Source organism: Cryobacterium sp. M96 (assembly GCF_002929845.1).
In the GTDB taxonomy this organism is placed as follows: domain Bacteria; phylum Actinomycetota; class Actinomycetes; order Actinomycetales; family Microbacteriaceae; genus Cryobacterium; species Cryobacterium sandaracinum.
This window is the reverse complement of the sequence record NZ_PJJS01000019.1, coordinates 1-18303: the sequence shown is the minus strand read 5'-3', so window position 1 is coordinate 18303 and position 18303 is coordinate 1. Positions and strand designations below refer to the sequence as shown.

18 protein-coding genes and 1 pseudogene are annotated in these 18303 nt (G+C 67.8%); 14 read left to right on the top strand and 5 right to left on the bottom strand.

Translation table 11 applies throughout. From position 1 onward, the window contains the following. Window positions 1-12: 12 nt before the first annotated feature. On the bottom strand, window positions 13-1242 hold the full coding sequence (gene arsB, locus CXY79_RS00610; protein WP_104099232.1) for an ACR3 family arsenite efflux transporter: 1230 nt from the start codon (window positions 1240-1242) through the stop codon (window positions 13-15). 180 nt (window positions 1243-1422) lie between these two features. Between arsB and CXY79_RS00605 the strand changes: the two genes are divergently transcribed. Together CXY79_RS00605 and CXY79_RS00600 are read left to right on the top strand one after the other, a co-directional pair. Beyond that, window positions 1423-1800: a metalloregulator ArsR/SmtB family transcription factor gene (locus tag CXY79_RS00605; RefSeq protein ID WP_233191100.1), complete on the top strand. Its 378-nt coding sequence runs from the start codon at window positions 1423-1425 to the stop codon at window positions 1798-1800. A 499-nt stretch (window positions 1801-2299) separates the two neighbouring features. After that, window positions 2300-3139 carry a M23 family metallopeptidase gene (locus tag CXY79_RS00600; RefSeq protein ID WP_233191099.1) on the top strand — a complete coding sequence of 280 codons (840 nt, stop codon included), beginning with the start codon at window positions 2300-2302 and terminating at the stop codon, window positions 3137-3139. Window positions 3140-3487: 348 nt separating this feature from the next. Here the strand turns inward: CXY79_RS00600 and CXY79_RS00595 are convergent, their stop codons facing one another. Together CXY79_RS00595 and CXY79_RS00590 are read right to left on the bottom strand one after the other, a co-directional pair. After that, on the bottom strand, window positions 3488-3814 hold the full coding sequence (locus tag CXY79_RS00595; RefSeq protein ID WP_104099229.1) for a CHY zinc finger protein: 327 nt from the start codon (window positions 3812-3814) through the stop codon (window positions 3488-3490). 142 nt (window positions 3815-3956) lie between these two features. Next, complete coding sequence (locus CXY79_RS00590; protein ID WP_104099228.1) at window positions 3957-4778, bottom strand: thioredoxin domain-containing protein; 822 nt, start codon at window positions 4776-4778, stop codon at window positions 3957-3959. Between the two features lie 196 nt (window positions 4779-4974). Between CXY79_RS00590 and CXY79_RS15575 the strand changes: the two genes are divergently transcribed. The 7 genes and pseudogenes from CXY79_RS15575 to CXY79_RS00560 all read left to right on the top strand — a co-directional run bounded on the left by CXY79_RS15575 (window position 4975) and on the right by CXY79_RS00560 (window position 12312). Next, the gene (locus CXY79_RS15575; RefSeq protein WP_146068060.1) at window positions 4975-5352 is read left to right on the top strand and encodes a hypothetical protein; all 378 of its coding nucleotides are present in this window, start codon (window positions 4975-4977) and stop codon (window positions 5350-5352) included. Continuing rightward, a pseudogene (locus CXY79_RS00585) lies at window positions 5352-5803 on the top strand (family 1 glycosylhydrolase); the annotation flags it as partial. The gene CXY79_RS15575 and the pseudogene CXY79_RS00585, both read left to right, overlap by 1 nt. Before the next feature lie 223 nt (window positions 5804-6026). Then, on the top strand, window positions 6027-7304 hold the full coding sequence (locus tag CXY79_RS00580) for a multidrug effflux MFS transporter (RefSeq protein WP_233191098.1): 1278 nt from the start codon (window positions 6027-6029) through the stop codon (window positions 7302-7304). A 252-nt stretch (window positions 7305-7556) separates the two neighbouring features. After that, entirely contained in the window at window positions 7557-8270 is a 714-nt protein-coding gene (locus CXY79_RS00575; protein WP_233191097.1) for a phosphatase PAP2 family protein, read from the top strand. A gap of 158 nt (window positions 8271-8428) precedes the next feature. Then, window positions 8429-9706: a saccharopine dehydrogenase family protein gene (locus tag CXY79_RS00570; protein ID WP_104099227.1), complete on the top strand. Its 1278-nt coding sequence runs from the start codon at window positions 8429-8431 to the stop codon at window positions 9704-9706. A gap of 228 nt (window positions 9707-9934) precedes the next feature. Then, entirely contained in the window at window positions 9935-11308 is a 1374-nt protein-coding gene (locus tag CXY79_RS00565) for an FAD-binding oxidoreductase (protein WP_104099226.1), read from the top strand. A gap of 200 nt (window positions 11309-11508) precedes the next feature. Beyond that, window positions 11509-12312: a GNAT family N-acetyltransferase gene (locus CXY79_RS00560; protein WP_104099225.1), complete on the top strand. Its 804-nt coding sequence runs from the start codon at window positions 11509-11511 to the stop codon at window positions 12310-12312. A 257-nt stretch (window positions 12313-12569) separates the two neighbouring features. On the opposite strand, the gene CXY79_RS00555 is transcribed toward CXY79_RS00560, so the two are convergent. Then, window positions 12570-13565: an NAD(P)-dependent alcohol dehydrogenase gene (locus CXY79_RS00555; protein WP_104099224.1), complete on the bottom strand. Its 996-nt coding sequence runs from the start codon at window positions 13563-13565 to the stop codon at window positions 12570-12572. A 117-nt stretch (window positions 13566-13682) separates the two neighbouring features. Here CXY79_RS00555 and CXY79_RS00550 point away from each other — a divergent pair, with 117 nt between their 5' ends. From CXY79_RS00550 to CXY79_RS00540, 3 genes are read left to right on the top strand one after another with little or no spacing between them, the layout of a single operon-like run. Next, the gene (locus CXY79_RS00550) at window positions 13683-14126 is read left to right on the top strand and encodes a DUF6326 family protein (RefSeq protein WP_174721905.1); all 444 of its coding nucleotides are present in this window, start codon (window positions 13683-13685) and stop codon (window positions 14124-14126) included. Window positions 14127-14145: 19 nt separating this feature from the next. Further along, the gene (locus CXY79_RS00545; RefSeq protein WP_104099223.1) at window positions 14146-14481 is read left to right on the top strand and encodes a PadR family transcriptional regulator; all 336 of its coding nucleotides are present in this window, start codon (window positions 14146-14148) and stop codon (window positions 14479-14481) included. Further along, complete coding sequence (locus CXY79_RS00540; protein WP_104099222.1) at window positions 14478-15446, top strand: permease prefix domain 1-containing protein; 969 nt, start codon at window positions 14478-14480, stop codon at window positions 15444-15446. The genes CXY79_RS00545 and CXY79_RS00540 overlap by 4 nt, the downstream gene beginning before the upstream one ends. A gap of 36 nt (window positions 15447-15482) precedes the next feature. Here CXY79_RS00540 and CXY79_RS00535 read toward each other — a convergent pair whose 3' ends face one another. Next, complete coding sequence (locus CXY79_RS00535; protein WP_134401156.1) at window positions 15483-16016, bottom strand: hypothetical protein; 534 nt, start codon at window positions 16014-16016, stop codon at window positions 15483-15485. 154 nt (window positions 16017-16170) lie between these two features. Between CXY79_RS00535 and CXY79_RS00530 the strand changes: the two genes are divergently transcribed. Both CXY79_RS00530 and CXY79_RS00525 read left to right on the top strand, forming a co-directional pair. Further along, window positions 16171-17538, top strand: a complete 1368-nt coding sequence (locus CXY79_RS00530) for a TrkH family potassium uptake protein (protein ID WP_233191096.1) — start codon at window positions 16171-16173, stop codon at window positions 17536-17538. A 34-nt stretch (window positions 17539-17572) separates the two neighbouring features. After that, window positions 17573-18229 carry a TrkA family potassium uptake protein gene (locus tag CXY79_RS00525; RefSeq protein WP_104099219.1) on the top strand — a complete coding sequence of 219 codons (657 nt, stop codon included), beginning with the start codon at window positions 17573-17575 and terminating at the stop codon, window positions 18227-18229. Window positions 18230-18303 lie beyond the last annotated feature (74 nt).

Below are 18303 nucleotides of genomic sequence, written 5' to 3'. Positions count from 1 at the left end.
GGTGTACAGAGATCAGACCCGGTCGGGAAGCGGGTCGGCGGTGACGGCGGTGACGTCGGTGACGGCGGTGACGTCGGTGTCGTCGGTGTCGGTTACGGCGGTGTCGGCTGCGACGGATGCCGGCGCCGCGGCCCCTGAGAACAGCCGCGGCCGCAGCCACAGCGCCACATAGACGAGGGCGACGAGCGCCGGCACCTCGATCAGAGGGCCCACGATGCCCGCCAGGGCCTGGCCGCTGGTGGCGCCGAAGGTGCCGATGGCCACCGCGATCGCCAGCTCGAAGTTGTTGCCGGCGGCGGTGAACGCCAAGGTCGTGGTGCGCTCGTAGGAGAGCCCGGCGAGCTTGCCGGTCGCGAATCCGGCGGCGAACATGACAGCGAAGTAGACCAGCAGCGGCAGGGCGATCAGGGCCACGTCGAACGGGCGGTCGATCACCTGGCGGCCCTGCAGGGCGAAGAGCAGCGCGATCGTGAACAGCAGCCCGTAGAGGGCGAACGGGCTGATTTTCGGCAGGAACCGGCTCTCGTACCAGTCGCGGCCGCGGGTGGCCTCGCCGACCCGGCGGGACAGGTAGCCGGCCAGCAGGGGAATGCCGAGGAAGACGAGCACGCTGACGGTGATCGCCCGGATCGAGAACTCCGCGCTCGTGGTAGACAGGCCGAGCCAGGCGGGGAGCACCTGGAGGTAGAACCAGCCCAGCGCGGCGAACGCGATGACCTGGAAGACGGAGTTGAGGGCCACCAGGAAGGCGGCGGCCTCGCGGTCGCCGCAGGCCAGATCGTTCCAGATCAGCACCATGGCGATGCAGCGGGCAAGGCCCACGATAATCAGGCCGGTGCGGTATTCGGGCAGGTCCGGCAGGAAGATCCAGGCAAGGGCGAACATCAGGGCGGGCCCCAGCAGCCAGTTCAGCACCAGCGAGGAGACCAGGAGGCGGCGGTCGCGGGCGACTGCGCGGGCATCCGTGTAGCGAACCTTGGCCAGCACCGGGTACATCATCACGAGCAGCCCGATCGCGATGGGCACGCTGACCGAGCCGATCGTGAACGCAGCGAGCAGGTCGCCGACGCCGGGTGCGACGACCGCCAGTAGCAGGCCCAGGGCCATTGCCGCGAGGATCCAGACCGGCAGGAGACGGTCGACGGCCCCGAGCCGCGCCGGGGCGATGGCGTTTTGCGCGGCAGCCGGCTGCAGGGTGGGCGGGGCGGTGGGGCGGGAGGTGGTCGATTCGGGGAAGGGCATGTGGCTCCGTGAGCAGGTAAGACAAAAATCGGCGGGTGGGACATAAAATCAGAGGTGTCGATAGGGAGTCTTCCCCAATGCATCGATGGATGTCAATTTATGGGAGATACTGTTCAGATGTCGTTCACCGAGACCCGTGCCGTGCCTGAGGCGTCGACCGCTGCGGTCGCCGTGGATCTCGTGACGGATGGCGCGGTTGCTTCGGATGTCGCAGATGGCACGACGGATGCCGCTGGCGCGGCCGCTGCTTGCTGCGCCCCTGCCGCGCGCGAAGCGATCGGCGCCGATGAGGCGGAGCGGCTCGCCCGGCTACTGAAGGCCGTGGCCGACCCGGCCCGGTTGCGTCTGGTCTCGCTGGTGGCCGCGCACGACGATATGGAGGCCTGCGTCTGCGACCTGACCGAACCCCTCGGGCTCAGTCAGCCCACCGTGTCACACCACCTCAAAGTGCTGGTGGATGCCGGTATCCTGACCCGCGACAAGCGTGGCACCTGGGCGTACTACCGGCTCGTGCCGGGCGCGCTCGGCACGCTGGCGGATCGGGTGCTCGGGCTCTGAATTTGCGGCTCTGCGGGTGCGGCTGTGCGTTTGTGGCTTTGCGTTTGTGGCTCTGCGGGTGCTGCTCTGCGGTTGCGGAGCAGAGTTTGCGGCTCCGAGGTTGCTGTGCTGAGTTTGCGGTGCTGCGCGTGCGGGCTAGGCTGAAATGTTGAGCTTTCGGGCGATCGCGCGTGGCGTCGATCCTGGGCCGCCGGCCGGAACATCCGTGACCGAACTGCGCAAGCCCATTGCTTTATCAGGATACCGAGATATCCTCGACTCTTGTGCGCGAAGCCCCACGTCGTGCGGCGCACTTGGACACTTCCTCTGAGGGAGCGTCGTTCCCCGTGGGATTGCTCTGCGCTGTGAGCGCATTCTCCGTCTGAGTGAGGTTCCGGCCCCCCTCACCCGAACCGCGTAACCGCGCCGACGAGAGCTCTCACCATGCCCATTTTTCTCCTGTTCCCTGCCCGCCGCGTTTCGGCGGAAGGTGCCTATGCAGACGCCTAGGCTCAACAGGTTGCTCAGGCTCACCAGATTCACCTTGATCCCGCGTCAGGCCGCCGCCGGCGGATTCGCGATGCTTTTTGCCGGACTGCTCACGGTGGTCCTCGGCATTCCCGCACAGGCCTCGGAACTCGATGTCTACGGCTGGCTGCCGCCGGCCGCCGTGGAAGATTCGGTGCGGGCCTTCGCGGATGGCTCAGCGCATGCCGCCGAGTCCGATCCCGCCGCGCGTGCCGCCGCCGCCCCTGATGCCTCCGCCGCCGAAGCGTCGCTACAGAGCCTGATGCCGAGTGCGGCGGCCACCGCCACCGTGCAGCGCGACGGTTTCACGGTCACTGATGCGCCGAAGCCCGAACCCATACCTGCCGCCCCTGCTGCGGTTCCGAGTGCCGACGATGCGGCCGCTCCGGCCGCCGCTGGTGCAGCCGTGCAGTGGCCCTTTCCGGGCTCGGTTCGCCTCTCCGATCCCTATGGTGCGCGCGATGCACCCTGCGGGGGCTGCTCGACGTTCCATAAGGGGCTCGATATGCTTCCCGGCGAGGGTGCACCTGCCCAGGCGGTTGCGGACGGCGTCGTGCGTGAAGTCTCCGCCACGGACAACGGCGGCTTCGGCGTCTACGCGATCGTCGACCACACCGTCGATGGACAGCTCGTCAGCAGCGTCTATGCGCACTTCCAGGCCGGCTCGCTGCAGGTCTCCGCGGGACAGTCCGTGGGCGTGGGCACGCACCTGGGCAACGTGGGCAGCACCGGCGAGAGCACCGGCCCGCACCTGCATTTCGAGATCCTGATCGACGGGATCACCCCGACGGATCCGTACGCCTGGCTGTCGGAGCGCGCCGGCCCGATGTAGTCGCGAGGGGCGCGCAAGTTCCTCGGAATGCTCGGGTTGCGCGGTTCGCGCGGTCTGCGCGGGGGTCGCTGCGTGCCGGCTGGAGCCCGTGCGGGGGTGGAAGGCCTGGCTCAGGCCGGCCAGTGCCCGGCTCAAGCCGCCTCTCCGGCCCAGTTCTGCGGCATTGTCCTGCTTGGCCCGCAGCATCCGCCCCGAACGAATTCGACGGAGATTTTGCCGATTCACCCCCGAAATCGTCGAAACCGGCCTCCGGGCAGCAAAATCTCCGTCGAATTGGTTCCCACCCGGGATCCTGGGTGCCGAAGTGGGTGGCGGTTGCCGTGGGTTGTGGGCCCGTGCGGCAGCAGCTCAGGCCGGCGTTGCCGGGAGGTCGAAGTAGAGATGGGCGTGAGCGCGGCATCCGTCGTTGAAGGTGGCGCCGCACGCAGGGCACGCGGTGGTTGCCCGGTAGTCGGCGATCGAGAGCGTGCCGCGGCAGACTCCGCAGAGGATGGCGTGCTCGGCCCAGAGGTCGGCCGGCCAGAGCCGGGCGACATGGGTTTCACCGGCGGAGTGGCACTGGTAGCACGGGTAGAAGCGCCCGCAGCAGAAGAATCTGATCGCCACGACGTCGAGCGCGGAACGGTAGTGCACGCAGCGGGTCTGGGCGTCGACGGTCTGTCCGTGGATCTGCATGGTGGTCCTTCGTGCGAGAGACGATCGCGACTGCACGTGGGGGTGGGGCGGCGCCGGGGGGTGAGGCCGCGGCGCCGGGGGTGAGGCGGGGCGGCGTCGGGGGTGAAACCGGGGCGCCTCGCGGTGCCCCGAACCCCAGGCGCTACTCGGCGGTGGCCTGCGCTGTGACGAAGGCCTCGAAGGCGGCCGGGTCGTCGAGGGCGCCGGGGTAGGAGACGCCGTTGACGAGCACGGTGGGCGTGCCCTTGACCTGCTCGATGTCGGCGTTGGGGAGAGGGCCGTCGAGGGCGCGTTTAGTGGCGGTGCCGACCCAGGCGGCGAAGGTGTTCTCCGTGATGCAGGTGGCGACCTTCTCGTCGGTGACGCCCGCACTCGTGGCCAGGCTGACCAGGTCTTCGTCGGTCAGGCCCTCGGTGTTCTCCGCCGGCTGGTTCGCGAACAGGGCCGCGTTCAGGGCGAGCACGTTCTCGGGCTCATGGTTGGCGACGCACGCGACGGCGGCCGCGGCCCGGGTCGGGTACTTGCTACCGGCCGAAACCGGATCGAGGATTGAGATCGGGTGCAGCTCGAGCGTGGCAGTGCCCGCGGCGACCCAGCCGGCGATCTGCTCGCCGTTCGTGGTTTCGAACTGGCCGCAGAAGGGGCAGAGATAGTCCGCGTAGACCACGATGTTGGCGGTGTCGCCGAGGGTTGTCGGGTCGGTTGCGATGGGGTCCTCGTCGGCGGCCACGGAGACGGTCTCGACCGGGACGATGTTGGTGCCGTCGCCGCCGAGCAGCACGCCGTCGCTGGCCATGTTGAGCGGGCCCGGCGCCGCAGGTCCCTGGCTGCCGACCACGACGAGGGCCACGACCACGGCAGCCGCGAGCAGGCCGGCGCCGATGCCGCCGCGCAGAAGCCAGCGGTTGCGCTTCTCCTTTTTCTGCTGCTCCTCGCGGAGCTGGCGGGCGCTTTCACGCGCCATCTCGCGGCGATCCTTCTTGGGGGGGACAGGTTTGCCGTAGACATTACTCATGAACTAATGCACCGTTTCGTTGCGACTGGCAGGTAGCTCCAAGGTTAGAGGGTCCGTCTCCGGGGGAGGTGCAGCGGGGCTGTGAGGGGGCTGTGAGCGCCGTGCGGAGAACCGAGTCGTCGCCCGCGCGGTCGATCCGCGGTGGTTGGGGCTAATTCAGGAGAAAACGGATGCCGGCGGCTGGGCGCCGCGGGAATCGGGGGCCCGGATCGCGGCATCCGTCGATTCTCCTGAGTTAGCCACACCGCTGCGCCCGGTTCCCGTGGCCGGCCACCCCGAGTACGCGGGTGACCTGGCTGACACGCTGACCCCTGTTTTCCCGGGCGGCCCGGCTGTGCGTACGATCGAGGTCGCGAACCCGCTGGACGGTCCGGCCGAGACCGTCACGGTCCCCGACCGGTCGAGTCCGGCGGCCGGGCGGAGCCCCTCACGGTGCACAACGGTTCGCCGACACCGTTCCGAGCTCGGCGGCCGGGCGCCGGCACCGCGGCATCCGTTTTCGGAACGGCAACACTCACCCTGATGACCAGTGGAAATGCTGACTACCGCGACCCCGGACTCGTTTTCCCCGAGGGGTTCCTTTTCGGTTTGCCACCGCGAGAAGCCAGATCGAGGGTGCCCTCAACGAGGACGGCCGCGGCCCGTCGATCTGGGACGCCCTCAGCCGCACCCCCGGCAAGGATCTGAACGGCGACACCGGCGACGTAGCCTCCGACCACTGCCACTGCCACTGCCACTGCCACTGCCACTGCCACCGCCTCGACGAAGACCTCGATCTGATGGTGTCGCTCGGTCTGCACGCCTACCGGTTCTCGATTGCGTGGTCCCGCATCCAGCCGACCGGCCGCGGTCCGGCGAACGAGAAGGGGCTGGCGTTCTCTGGGCGTCTCGTCGACGGGCTGCTGGCCCGGGGCATCCGCCCGATCGCGACTCTGTACCACCGGGACCTGCCGCAGGCGCTCGAGGACGAGGGCCCGGAGTAGGTCCCAGCTTCCGGCAGTGGACCGGTGCACGATCGGGCGGATTCCTGCAACTTCCGCGGCGTTCTGTGAATGGGGGAATAGGCGCCGGTGTGGTTGCCTTGACAGTGAGGGCGGTTCCGTGTTCCGCTGCTGGTGCTGACGCCCGTGATGCGGTGCCGCTAACGAAATCAGACCAGCACGCAGAGCCCCATCGATACCGAGGATCAATACTTTCGTGAGCACCGCCGCCATCACCGTCATTACCGCTGCCGACCTGAGGTCGGCCGCGAAGCATCCCGGGGACGCCCTCTCCCGCGGCCAGCGCCTCGTCTACATCATCGTGCTCGGCGCCCTCACGGCGCTCGGCCCGTTCACGATCGACCTGTACCTGCCCGCGTTCCCCACCCTGGAGGGTGAGTTCGGTGTCTCGGCGGCCGCCATCCAGCTGACCCTCACCGGCACCATGATCGGGTTCGGGTTCGGCCAGCTTGTGGTCGGCCCGTGGAGTGACAAGGTCGGGCGCCGACTGCCGCTGATGCTCGCGACCGGCTTCCACATTCTGGCGAGTGTCGGCGCCGCCCTCTCGCAGGACATCGTCTGGCTCGGGGTCTTCCGTCTGCTGCAGGGCTTCGGCGCCGCGGCCGGCGCGGTCGTCGCCCTGGCGATGGTGCGCGACCTGTTCGGCGGCAAGCCGCTCGTGAAGATGCTTTCCCGCCTCGCGCTGATCAGCGGCCTGGCCCCCGTGCTGGCCCCGGTCATCGGCTCGCAGCTGCTGCTGGTGATGAGCTGGCGCGGCATCTTCTGGGTGCTCGCCGCCTACGGTGCGGTCGTGATCCTGGCCGTCGCGTTCTGGATCGTCGAGACGCTGCCGGATGCCGAGCGCCACACCAAGGGGCACAGTTCCCTCGGTCAGCGCTACCGTGCGGTGCTCAGCGACCGGATCTTCGTCGGCGTCGCGATCATCGGGGCGATGACCTTCACGGGTCTGTTCTCCTACCTCTCGGCGTCGTCGTTCCTGTTCCAGCAGGTCTACGATTTCAGCCCGCAGCAGTACGGCGTGCTCTTCGCCGTCAACTCGCTCGGCATCGTGATGGGTGTGCAGCTCAGCTCCCGACTCATGCACCGCTTCAACATCGGCCCGCAGTGGATCATCTCGGTGTCCACCGTGGTGCTCCTGATCACGGCCGCGGCCATCGTGCTGCTCGACCTCGCCGGCGCGGGACTCTGGGGCACCCTGGTGCCGCTGTGGTTCTTCATCGCGGCTTGCGGTTTCACCCTCCCCAGCGTGCAGGTCATCGCCCTGAACGCGCACGCGCATGAGGCCGGAACCGCCGCGTCGCTGCTCGGCGCCGCGAACTTCGGCGTCGCCGGACTGATCTCCCCGATCGTCGGCGTGCTCGGCGTCGGGACAGCGGTTCCGATGGGCGCCGTGATGGGCGTCACCGCCATCGTGTCGATCTTCGCCCTGTGGCTCATCGTGCGCCCCCGGTCGGTGCCCGCGCTGGAGCATTGAGGCCAGATGGGCGCCGGGTAACGGCATCCTTCAGCCTCCGGTCAGTGGTCAGTGGTTAGTCGTCAGTCGTCAGTTGCCGCCGGTGGCTAACTCAGGAGATTTCCGATGGTGTGGCCGAGGTGACGACGGATGCCGCGTGATTCCGGCATCCGTCGCCACCGGCTTCGCAGATCTCCTGAGTAAGCCCCCGGAGATGCGCGGCAAATGGCCAGGGCGGGAAGCCGCACGCCCGCACCGATCTAGCATGGACAGATGATGAGCGAGCGCGCCCCCGAGACCGCAGCCACCTCCGCCACCCGACGCATCGCCCGCCGGTGGCCTCTGGTCAGCGGGTCCGCAGCGCTGTTGCTGGCCGTGGGGCTCGGCGCCCTGATCGTGCTGCGCGGCAACGGCCGCCCGCTGGAGATCGACGCCGAGTGGATGGATGAGATCCTCGAGCACCGGGCGCCCGTCTGGGAGTATCTCTCGCTCACGATGAACTACCTCGGTGCCGGAATCGCCGGCGTGATCGTGATCCCGGTGCTGATTCTGGTGGCGCTGCTGCTGCTCAAACGGCCGTGGGCGGCCGGCTACTTCGTGGTTGCCACGATCGTGAGCTCGGGACTGGTGCAGGTACTCAAATCACTGTTCGGTCGGGATAGGCCGGAAGACATGCTGGTCATGTCAGATTTCGGATCCTTTCCGTCCGGCCATGTCGCCAATGCGGCGACCATGGCGGTTTGTCTCGGCATCCTCTTCCCGCGCGTCTGGGTTTGGCTGGCCGGCACCCTCTACACGGTTCTGATGATGGTCAGCCGCACCTATCTGGGCGCACACTGGCTCACGGATACGATCGGCGGGCTGCTGCTCGGTGCGTCCGTCGCCGTGCTGCTCTGGGCCCCGGTCGCCGCGAAGCTCCAGGGAGAGCGCGAGTTGGCGGCGCAGCATCCGTCGCCCTTGCGAATTCGACGGAGAAATTCCGCGTAGAGCCCTTAATCGGGGCAAAATCGCGCGTTTTGGGCAAAATCTCCGTCGAATTGGTTCGGGCGGAGCGCACGGGCGCACGGACGCGCGTGCGCACGGGCGCGTCGGCAGCCGCATCGGCAGCCGCATCGGTAACGGATGCCCCGGAGTAGCGTCGACGCATGAGAATCCTCCTTGTCGGGGCGGGCGGCGTAGGAGACGCGTTCGCGAAGATCATCGCCAGGCGCACGTTCTTCGAGCACGTCATCGTGTGCGACTACGACCTGGCCCGGGCGGAACGCACCATCGTCGCAATCGGCCTGAAGCACGGGCACGCGGCGGCAGCCCGGTTCTCCGCCGAGCAGATCGACGCCGGCGACCCGGACATGGTCGCCGCCGTTGCGCTCAGGCACGGCGCCACCCACGTGATGAACGCGGTCGAGCCGAAGTTCGTGCCCACGGTGTTCGCCGGGGCGCTCGCTGCCGGCTGTGACTACCTCGACATGGCCGTGAGCCTGTCCGAACCGCACCCCACGGACCCCTACCGCCAGACCGGGGTCATGCTCGGCGACGACCAGTTCGCGCAGGCCGCCGACTGGGAGACCGCCGGCCGCCTTGCCCTGGTGGGCATGGGCGTCGAGCCGGGGCTCTCGGATGTCTTCGCCCGCTACGCCTCGGACCACCTGTTTCGGCAGATCGAGGAGCTCGGCACGCGCGACGGTGCCAACCTGGTCGTGCACGACGACGCCGGTAACGAGATCTTCGCGCCATCATTCAGCATCTGGACCACGATCGAGGAGTGCCTGAACCCGCCGTTGATCTTCGAGAAGGACCGCGGCTGGTTCACCACCGAGCCGTTCAGTGAACCGGAGATGTTCGACTTTCCGGAGGGCATCGGCCGGGTCGAATGCGTGAACGTGGAGCACGAGGAGGTGGTGCTGATGCCGCGCTGGCTCGATGCGAATCGGGTCACCTTCAAGTACGGCCTCGGTGAGGAATTCATCGGCGTGTTGAAGACCCTGCACCTGCTCGGCCTCGACCGGGTCGACCCGGTGCGGGTGCGCAGCGCGTCCGGCCCGGCGCTGGTCGCCCCACGCGATGTGGTGGCCGCCTGCCTGCCTGACCCGGCCACGATCGGCCCGCGGATGACCGGCAAAACCTGCGCGGGAGTGTGGGTCACCGGCACGGGTCCGGGCGGCCTGCCGCGCGAGGTCTACCTCTACCACGTCGCCGAAAACGAGTGGACGATGCGCGAATACGACACCCAGTGCGTGGTTTGGCAGACCGCCCTGAACCCGGTGATCGCCCTGGAACTGCTGGCCGCTGGCACCTGGACCGGCATCGGCGTGCTCGGCCCGGAGGCCTTCGATGCGAAGGTGTTCCTCGACCTGATGAGCGCGCCCGAAACCGAGGGCGGCTACGGCCAGCCCTGGGGGATGGAGGACCGGCTGGCGTCCTGAGACGCACTCGACCTTCCGACGTGCCAGGCGGATGCCCGAGCGCATAGCTGCGGCCGCGGCGCGGGTGGTGCGCCGCTACGCGCGTGGCGTGCCATCCGCGCAACGGCGTACCATCCTCGCGACGCGAATCCCGGCAGGGGGGATCAGGATTGCCGCCCGATCGAGCCGGATGCGAGATGATGCTGTGACTGAGCGCGAAACATCCGTCGGAACGAAAGCGGTGCGGGAATGATCAATGGTGATGTCTCCTTCTGGTGGAACCAGCTCGGCCGGCCGGCCAACCGCGACCCGCTGCCCGGGCCGACGACGGCCGATGTGTGCATCGTGGGTGCCGGCTATACCGGGCTGTGGACGGCCTATTACCTGAAGAAGGCGGCCCCGGCGCTTCGGATCGTGATTGTGGAGCAGCGCTTCGCCGGCTACGGAGCGTCAGGGCGGAACGGCGGCTGGCTGACCAACTCGGTCACCGGCGGCCGCGAGCAGTACGTGAAGTCGCACGGCCGGGACGCGGCGGCCCGGTTCCAGACCGGCATGAACGAGACCGTGGACGAGGTGATTCGGGTCGCCAAGGCCGAGGGCGTCGACGCCGACATCGTCAAGGGCGGCGAGTTCACCGTGGCCTACGACCAGCCGCAGCAACGAAGGCTGGAGGCATCCGCTCGGTCGGAGCAGGCCTGGGACATGACGGATGTCGAACTCCTCTCCCCGGCGGCTGCGCGCGCCCGTATCGACGTGGCCGGTGCCACCGGGGCGATGTGGCACCCGCACTGCGCGCGCATCAACCCCGCCAAACTCGCGGCCGGGCTTGCCCGGGTGGTGGAGGGCCTCGGCGTGGAGATCTTCGAGAATACCCGGGTCAGCGAGATCACGCCGCACCGGGCGATCACCGACCGCGGCGCCGTGGAGGCGGAGTTCGTGGTGCGCGCGACGGAGGGGTTCACGGCGGGCCTGAAGGGACTGCACCGGGCGTGGCTGCCGATGAACTCGTCGCTGATCGCGACCGCGCCGCTCAGCTCGGACGTCTGGCAGAGCATCGGCTGGGCGGGCCGGGAGACCCTCGGTGACATGGCGCACGCCTATATGTACGCGCAGCGCACCATTGACGACCGCATCGCGATCGGCGGTAGGGGCGTGCCGTACCGGTTCGGGTCGCAGACGGATTCCGACGGGCGGACTCCGGCGAGCACGGTGGAGGCGCTGCGAGGCATCCTGACCCGGTTCTTCCCGGCGACGGCTGGCGCGCGGATCGACCACGCCTGGTCGGGGGTGCTCGGCGTGCCGCGCGACTGGGCGGCGACCGTGGGGCTGGACCCGGCGACCGGGCTGGCCTGGGCCGGTGGCTATGTGGGCACCGGGGTGGCGACGACGAACCTCGCCGGGCGCACGCTGACCGACCTGATCCTCGGCAACGACACAGGCCGCACCCGGCTGCCGTGGGTGAACCACCGGGTGCGTAACTGGGAGCCGGAGCCGCTGCGCTGGCTCGCCGTGCACGCGCTCTACCGCGCCTACTCGCTGGCCGACCATGCCGAGCTGACCCGGCGGCGGACGACATCGCCGATCGCGTCGGTCGCGGACGTGGTCTCGGGTCGAGGACACTAGCGCGGGCGCTCGTGCCGCGCGGCTGTCCCGGTGCGGCCCGGTGCGGCCCGGTGCGTGCCCGGTGCGTGAACCAATTCGACGGAGATTTTGCCGATAACAGCTGGTTTGGGGCCGAAAACCTGTCTTCCGGGCAAAATCTCCGTCGAATCAGCACGGTGGCCGGCTGCCGGGGACCGGGCCTGGTGTGGTCTACTCGACGCATGAGCGTTGAGCCGGGGGTTTCGCAGCAAGCCGTGCGGCAGGCGGAGGCCGCCGCGGATGCAGCCGCCGAGGCTGCCGGGGTGACCGTGCGGCAGGCTGAACCCCGCGACCTGGCCGCGGTGATCGGCCTGTTCGAGCGCACCTGGGGCGTGGGCCACAGCCCCGACAGGTCGATGCTCCTGGCGCTCGACTTCGCCGGCAACACCGTGATGGTGGCGACCAAGGCCGGCAAACCGGTCGGCGCGACGCTCGGCTTCCTCGGCTGGACCGACGGCATCCACCTGCACTCGCACATGGCAGCGGTCGTGCCGTGGCAGCGCGGCAGTGGGGTCGGCTACGCGCTCAAACTGTTCCAGCGGGCACTCTGTCTGCAGCACGGCGTCGCAGACATGCGCTGGACTTTCGACCCGCTGATCCGCCGCAACGCGCACTTCAACCTGGTCAAGCTGGGCGCCGAGGTGGTGCGCTTCCTGCCGGATTTCTACGGCCGGCTCGACGACGTCATCACCGGCAGCGACCGGAGTGACCGGTTCGAGGTGCGGTGGCGACTCGATTCTCCGCGCACCCTCCGGGCACTGGCCGGCGAACTCCCCCCAGTCTGGTCGGGCAGCGACTCGCTGTCTCTTGACGTGGACTTCGAGCGGCTGCGCGCCGACGACCCGGCCGAGGCCGTCCGGCGCCGGGACGAGTCCCGGACACTGTTCCAGAACAACCTGTCTCGCGGGATGCGCCCCGAGCTCACTGAGAACAACGATTACATCTTCACACCGGATGTCCCCGATCGCCGGCCGGCCCCCGACTGAGCCTCGTCGGCCCTGCCCGCCCTGCCCGCCCTGCGCGCCGTGCGAATTCGACGGAGATTTTGCCCGTAAACCCGGTTTTCCGACCCAAAACATCCGTTTCGGCCAAAATCTCCGTCGAATTGGTTCGGGAGCGCAGCCCCCGCGCCAGACAAGGCGGCGCACTCCGCGCCAGCCGTCACTCCGGGCCAGACGAGGCGGCGCACTCCGCGCCAGCCGTCACTCCGGGCCAGACGAGGCGGCGCACTCCGCGCCAGCCGTCACCCCGGGCCAGCCGTCACTCCGTCCCAGATCGAGATGGCGATCTTGCCTCGGGTGTGTTCCTCGCCGAAGTGGTGCAGGGCGTCGGCGGTCCGGCTCAGTGGGTAGGTCGTCTCGATCCGGGGAGCGACCTTGTCCGAGTCGATCAGCTCGCGAATCACATCGAGATCGGTGGCGCTGGCCGACGCCACGAGCGGGCGGAGGCTCTGGCGCGAAAAGACTCCCAGGGCCGATGCGGCGAGGATGCGCCCGATCGGGCCGAGCAGACGACCGCCTGCAGCGGAGGACAGCACCAGCGTTCCGCGTGGGGTGAGCGCGCGGCGGCAGTCGGACAGGGAGCGATTGCCGATGAGATCGAAAATCACCTCGTACTGCCGACCCTTGGCCGTGAAATCCTCGGAGGTGTAGTCGATCACGTGGTCGGCGCCCAGGCCGCGGGCCAGCTCGGCGTTCCGAGTGCTGCAGACGGCCGTCACCTCAGCCCCGAAGGCTTTCGCAAGCTGCACGGCAAACGATCCGACCCCGCCGGATGCGCCGTTGACCAGAATCCGATCGCGCGGCTGCAGGTTCGCGGCATCCCGGAGTCCCTGCAGCGCCGTGGTCGCGGCGATCGGCACCGTCGCCGCCTGCTCGAAGGTGAGCGTGGCAGGCTTGCGGGCAACCACCTTCTCGGTCGCCACCGTGAATTCCGCGAAGCTGCCCGCATTGACCTCCGCGTAGACCTCATCATTCACGGCGACGCGTCGCACGGCGCTGCCGACGGCCACGACCACTCCCGCGGCATCTCGTCCCCGGACCGCGATGCGGGGTGCCCGCAAACCAAACGCGAGCCGCACGAGATAGGGCTCGCCGTGCATCAGCAGCCAGTCGGCCGCATTCACGGATGCCGCGTGGACGCGGATCAGCACTTCGTCGGCACGGGGCACCGGCATGGGGACATCGGTGTACTCGAGGGTCTCGGGCCCGCCGTAGGCCCGCTGGATGATCGCTTTCATGGCACCCTTTCTGGTGTAACACTATAGTGTGTGATACACAGTACAGTGCGACTTACAAAACCGAAACCCGACAACACCAAATCCCCACACACCAACCCTTGGAAAGGATCCGATCCCATGATGCTGCTCACTCCACTCCCGCGGCCCGTGCTGCTCTCCACGCTCTGGATCGTTCTGCTGTTCAACTACCTCTACTGCGACGTGCTCGGGCTCTACGACCCGGCACACCTCGTCGACCTCGAGACCGGCACCCTCGGCGGCGGGCCCTTCACACCCGGCAAGCTGGTCGCGGCCGGGGTGCTGATGCAGATCCCCATCGCGATGGTTCTTCTCGCTCGCGTGGTGCGGCACGGACTGAACCGCTGGATCAATGTGGGCGCCGCATCTGTTATGGCCGCGGTTCAGGTCTCCACGCTGTTCCTCGGCACACCGCCCACGCCGGTCTACCTGTTCTTCTCCGCGATCGAGATCACGCTGCTGCTGGCCATTGTCGTCCTCGCGGCATCCTGGACCCGCTCCAGGGAGCGGGCGGCGCACGACCGGGCCCTTGCGGGTGTGTGACGCACACTAATGTGTACAAGTGCTCAACGAAGAAGAACTCGCCACCCACCGGCAGGAGTTGCGGCGCGGCACCATCGTGCTCGCCTGCCTGGTGCTGCTCATGCAGCCCAACTACGGCTACGCCCTGCTTACGGCCCTCGAATCCCAGGGGTTCGCGGTGGATGCCAACACCCTGTACCCTCTGCTGCGGCGCCTGGAGAAGCAGGGTCTCCTCACGAGCGAGTGGAACACCGACGAGTCCCGACCGCGCAAGTTCTACGTCACGAGTGAGGAGGGGGTGGGTCTCGCCGCCACCCTCACCACCGACTGGAACGAATTGAACATGGCATTCCGATCCCTCACGGAGACATCATGACCACCCCGTTCACCCCGTCCACCCTCACCGACCGCTTCGTCACCGAAGCGCTGCGCGGCCTGCCTGCGCGGCAGCGTGCTGACATTGAAGCCGAACTGCGCACCCTGATCGCCGACGCAATCGAGGATCGCCTGGAGGCGGGAACGGATGCCGTGGCCGCCGAACACACCGTGCTCGCCGAGCTGGGCGCACCGCGCCGGCTGGCCGCCCGGTACTCGGAGAAGCCCACCTACCTCGTGGGACCGGATCTCTACTTCGACTACGTGCGCGTGCTCACGGTGCTGCTCTCGACCGTGGTGCCGATCTGGTTTCTGTTCAGCGGCATCGTCACTTTTGTCGCCGGCTCGTCGGCTGGTGAAACGGTGGGCGTCGCCGTCACCGGCGCAATCGAGACGGCCATGTCGATCGCGTTCTTCACGACGGTGATCTTCGCGATCATCGAGCGCACATCGGCGATGCGGTCAAGGCGCACAGTGGTCTGGGATCCGGCATCCCTGCCCGAGGTCCTGGACAAGCGCGGCTATTTCACGGAGCTCGTCGGCGGAATCAGCTTTCTCGTGATCATCGCCAGCGTGCTGATCTGGCTGCAGACGGTGGGTGCGGTCGAGGGGCGGGACAGCGCACTCATCGGTCCGATTGCGACGGAATTGTGGACATCCGGGGCGTTCAATATCGCACTTTTCTATGCCGCTGTCAGCATCAGTTTTCACCTGTTCGCGTATTACACGGGATGGTCGGTGTCGAATGCGATGGCGACCATCGTGCTGGACGTTCTCTTCGTCGTTCCAGCGGTCTGGCTCACGGCGAGCGGCCGGCTGCTCAACCCGGACTATTTCGATGCCGTCGGCTGGCCGCAGGGCGTCGGGGTCGTCACGGCCATCGTGGTGGTCGTCGTGCTGCTGTTCTCCGCCCTGGACTCCATTGACGCAATCGTGCGCGCGACCCGGAAGCGGCGCACTCGCTGAGCCGTGATTTGCAGAGCGCGAAGAGCGGATGCCGCGCTACTCCCCGCGCCGGGTGAAGCGTCGCTCGAACCAGTAGAGCAGTTCGGGGCGCACCCGGTTCAGGTCCTGCAGGGTCATCGGTTCGGGCACCCGCACCATGGGTACGCCGAGCTGATCGACCACCGTGTCCATGGCGCCGCGCGAGTAGTACTGCCCGCGCATGCGCACCAGCAGTCGGCCGTCGGTGCCGGTGACGAAGAGCTGCGGCTGCGTGTCGAGCGCCCCGCTCCGGTAGAGGTCGAGCAGCACGACGCTGCCGATCTCGTCCGAGGAGAAGTCCTTGACCAGGCCCATGAAGCCGCGCTCCGAGATGCCCTCGGCATCGACACGGATGATGGTGCGAGTGTAGGCGAGATAGGCAAGGCCGCAGATGCTCAGGAGCACAACCTGGGCGATGGCAACCGGACGCCAGGTGCCGTTGGGGATGCTGAGCCAGAAGAGCACGGCGGAGATGGGTGCGACAAGGGCCAGGACGGAAAGCCCCGACTGCACCAGCAACCGGCCGTGGGGCCGCAATGCGTGCGTGTGCATACGCACACCCCCGTTGAATCTCACCCTTGGTTCCCCCTCGCCGGTGTACACAGATTATCTCGGATTTTGCGTGAGTGCGGCAGTCACCGATAGGGGGGGTGCCGTGTCGAAACCGGAACAGACGACGGATGCCCGTGAACCGTATAGTGAGCGGGTGCCATCCTTGTCTCTCCGAAGAAGCGGTCCGCGCGTGCCGCGCGCCCGCCTGCATCCGGCGCAAGTCGTGGTCGCCGGATTCGCCGCCGCCATCCTGATCGGCACGGTGCTGCTGATGATCCCGATCGCGACGCCCGGCCCCGGCGGCACCCCGCTCCTGATCGCGGCTTTCACGGCCACGTCGGCCGTTTGCGTGACCGGGCTGACCGTCGTCGATACCGCGACGTTCTGGACGCCGTTCGGCCAGGTCATCATCCTGGCCCTGATCCAGGTCGGCGGCTTCGGGATCATGACGTTCGCCTCGGTCATCGGGCTCGCCGTGATCCGCAAGATGTCCCTTCGGTCCCGCATGACGGCGGCCGCCGAGGTCAAGAGCTTCGGGCTCGAGGATGTCCGCGGGCTGGTTCTCGGCGTCGTGCGCATCTCCCTGATCGTGGAGTCCATCGTGGCGGTGCTGCTGAGCCTGCGGTTTTGGATCGGGTACGGCGAAGCGCCGGGCCGGGCCATCTGGCTCGGCGTGTTCCACTCCGTGTCCTCGTTCAACAACGCGGGCTTCGCCCTGTTCAGCGACAACCTCATCTCCTATGCGACGGACCCGTTCATCTGCCTGCCCATCGCCGCCGCCGTGATCCTCGGCGGCCTGGGCTTCCCGGTGATCATGCAGCTGCGCAAGCACTTCCGGAACCCGCTGAAGTGGTCGATGAACACCCGCATCGTGCTGGCCGGAACGATCACACTTCTGGTCGCGGGCACTGTCTACATCACCGGCGTGGAGTGGAACAACCCGGGCACGCTCGGACCGCTGGACTGGCCGAGCAAACTCCTGGTGGGATTCTTCCAATCGGTGCAGACGCGCACAGCCGGGTTCAACAGCCTCGACATCGGGGCGATGGATTCCGCGAGCCTGCTCGGCATGGACGTGCTCATGCTGATCGGCGGTGGCCCGGCCGGCACCGCCGGCGGCATCAAGATCACCACCTTCGCTGTGCTGTTCTTCATCCTGCTGACCGAAATCCGTGGCGAGGTGGCCGTGAACGTCTTCGGCAAGCGCCTCTCCCGGGCCGTGCACCGTCAGGCGATCACCATCGTGCTCCTGGCGGTTGCGGTGATCACGGTCTCCACGGTCGCCCTGATGCTGATCACCGATATCGGCCTCGATGCCCTTCTGTTCGAAGCGATCTCCGCGTTCGGCACGGTGGGGCTCTCCACCGGGATCACCGCGGGTCTGCCCCCGGCCGGTCATATCATCCTGATGCTGCTCATGTTCATCGGTCGTCTGGGTCCCATCGCCTTCGCCTCGGCGCTCGCCCTGCGGGACCGCCCCACCGGGTATGAATTACCGAAAGAGAGGCCCATCATTGGCTAAATTTTCCCTGTTCGGGCACCAGCAGCCTGCGCGTATGGCCGAAGAGGATGCGATCGTCGTGATCGGCCTGGGTCGGTTCGGCAGCGCCCTTGCACTCGAGCTGATGGCCAGCGGCAGCGAGGTGCTCGGCATCGACGGAGACGAGGAGATCGTGCAGGCGCACAACGGCCTGCTCACCCACGTCGTGCGCGCCGACTCGACCAAAGAGGAGACGCTCCGCCAACTCTCGGTGCCGGACTTCAGCAGCGCGGTCGTCGCGATCGGCGGCGATATCCAGGCGAACATCCTCACCGCGAGCCTGTTGCTCAAGCTGGGCATCCCGAATATCTGGGCCAAGGCGGTCAGCGACCCACACGGTGAGATCCTGCGCCAGATCGGCGTCAAGCACGTCATCTACCCCGAGAAGGACATGGGCAAAAGGGTGGCCCACCTCGTGCGCGGGGTGATGCAGGACTACATCGAGATCGACGAGAACTTCGCCCTCGTGAAGACGAACCCGCCGCAGGAGATCATCGGCGTGCCGCTCGGAAAATCGAGCGTGCGCACCATCCACGGGATCACCGTCACGGCATTCAACCGCCCCGGCAAGGGCTGGAGCTACACGACCCTTGACACGACGTTGGAGGCCGACGACGTCATTCTGATCGCCGGCGACGTGCGCAAGGTGGAGTCCTTCAGCCGCCTCAGGTAGCTGATGCCGTTGGCCTTCCCGGTCGGCGAGGAGCTGGGTGCGGCGGGGCTGGGTTGGGTTGGGCTGGGTGCGGC

Bases quoted from the DNA above. Each gene is read 5' to 3' on its own strand.
- CXY79_RS00565 (WP_104099226.1), top strand. From the start codon at position 9,935: ATGATCAATGGTGATGTCTCCTTCTGGTGGAACCAGCTCGGCCGGCCG.
- CXY79_RS00570 (WP_104099227.1), top strand. From the start codon at position 8,429: ATGAGAATCCTCCTTGTCGGGGCGGGCGGCGTAGGAGACGCGTTCGCG.
- CXY79_RS00560 (WP_104099225.1), top strand. From the start codon at position 11,509: ATGAGCGTTGAGCCGGGGGTTTCGCAGCAAGCCGTGCGGCAGGCGGAG.
- CXY79_RS00535 (WP_134401156.1), bottom strand. From the start codon at position 16,016: ATGCACACGCACGCATTGCGGCCCCACGGCCGGTTGCTGGTGCAGTCG.
- arsB (WP_104099232.1), bottom strand. From the start codon at position 1,242: ATGCCCTTCCCCGAATCGACCACCTCCCGCCCCACCGCCCCGCCCACC.
- CXY79_RS00595 (WP_104099229.1), bottom strand. From the start codon at position 3,814: ATGCAGATCCACGGACAGACCGTCGACGCCCAGACCCGCTGCGTGCAC.
- CXY79_RS00550 (WP_174721905.1), top strand. From the start codon at position 13,683: ATGATGCTGCTCACTCCACTCCCGCGGCCCGTGCTGCTCTCCACGCTC.
- CXY79_RS00540 (WP_104099222.1), top strand. From the start codon at position 14,478: ATGACCACCCCGTTCACCCCGTCCACCCTCACCGACCGCTTCGTCACC.
- CXY79_RS00525 (WP_104099219.1), top strand. From the start codon at position 17,573: ATGGCCGAAGAGGATGCGATCGTCGTGATCGGCCTGGGTCGGTTCGGC.
- CXY79_RS00575 (WP_233191097.1), top strand. From the start codon at position 7,557: ATGATGAGCGAGCGCGCCCCCGAGACCGCAGCCACCTCCGCCACCCGA.
- CXY79_RS00590 (WP_104099228.1), bottom strand. From the start codon at position 4,778: ATGGCGCGTGAAAGCGCCCGCCAGCTCCGCGAGGAGCAGCAGAAAAAG.
- CXY79_RS00555 (WP_104099224.1), bottom strand. From the start codon at position 13,565: ATGAAAGCGATCATCCAGCGGGCCTACGGCGGGCCCGAGACCCTCGAG.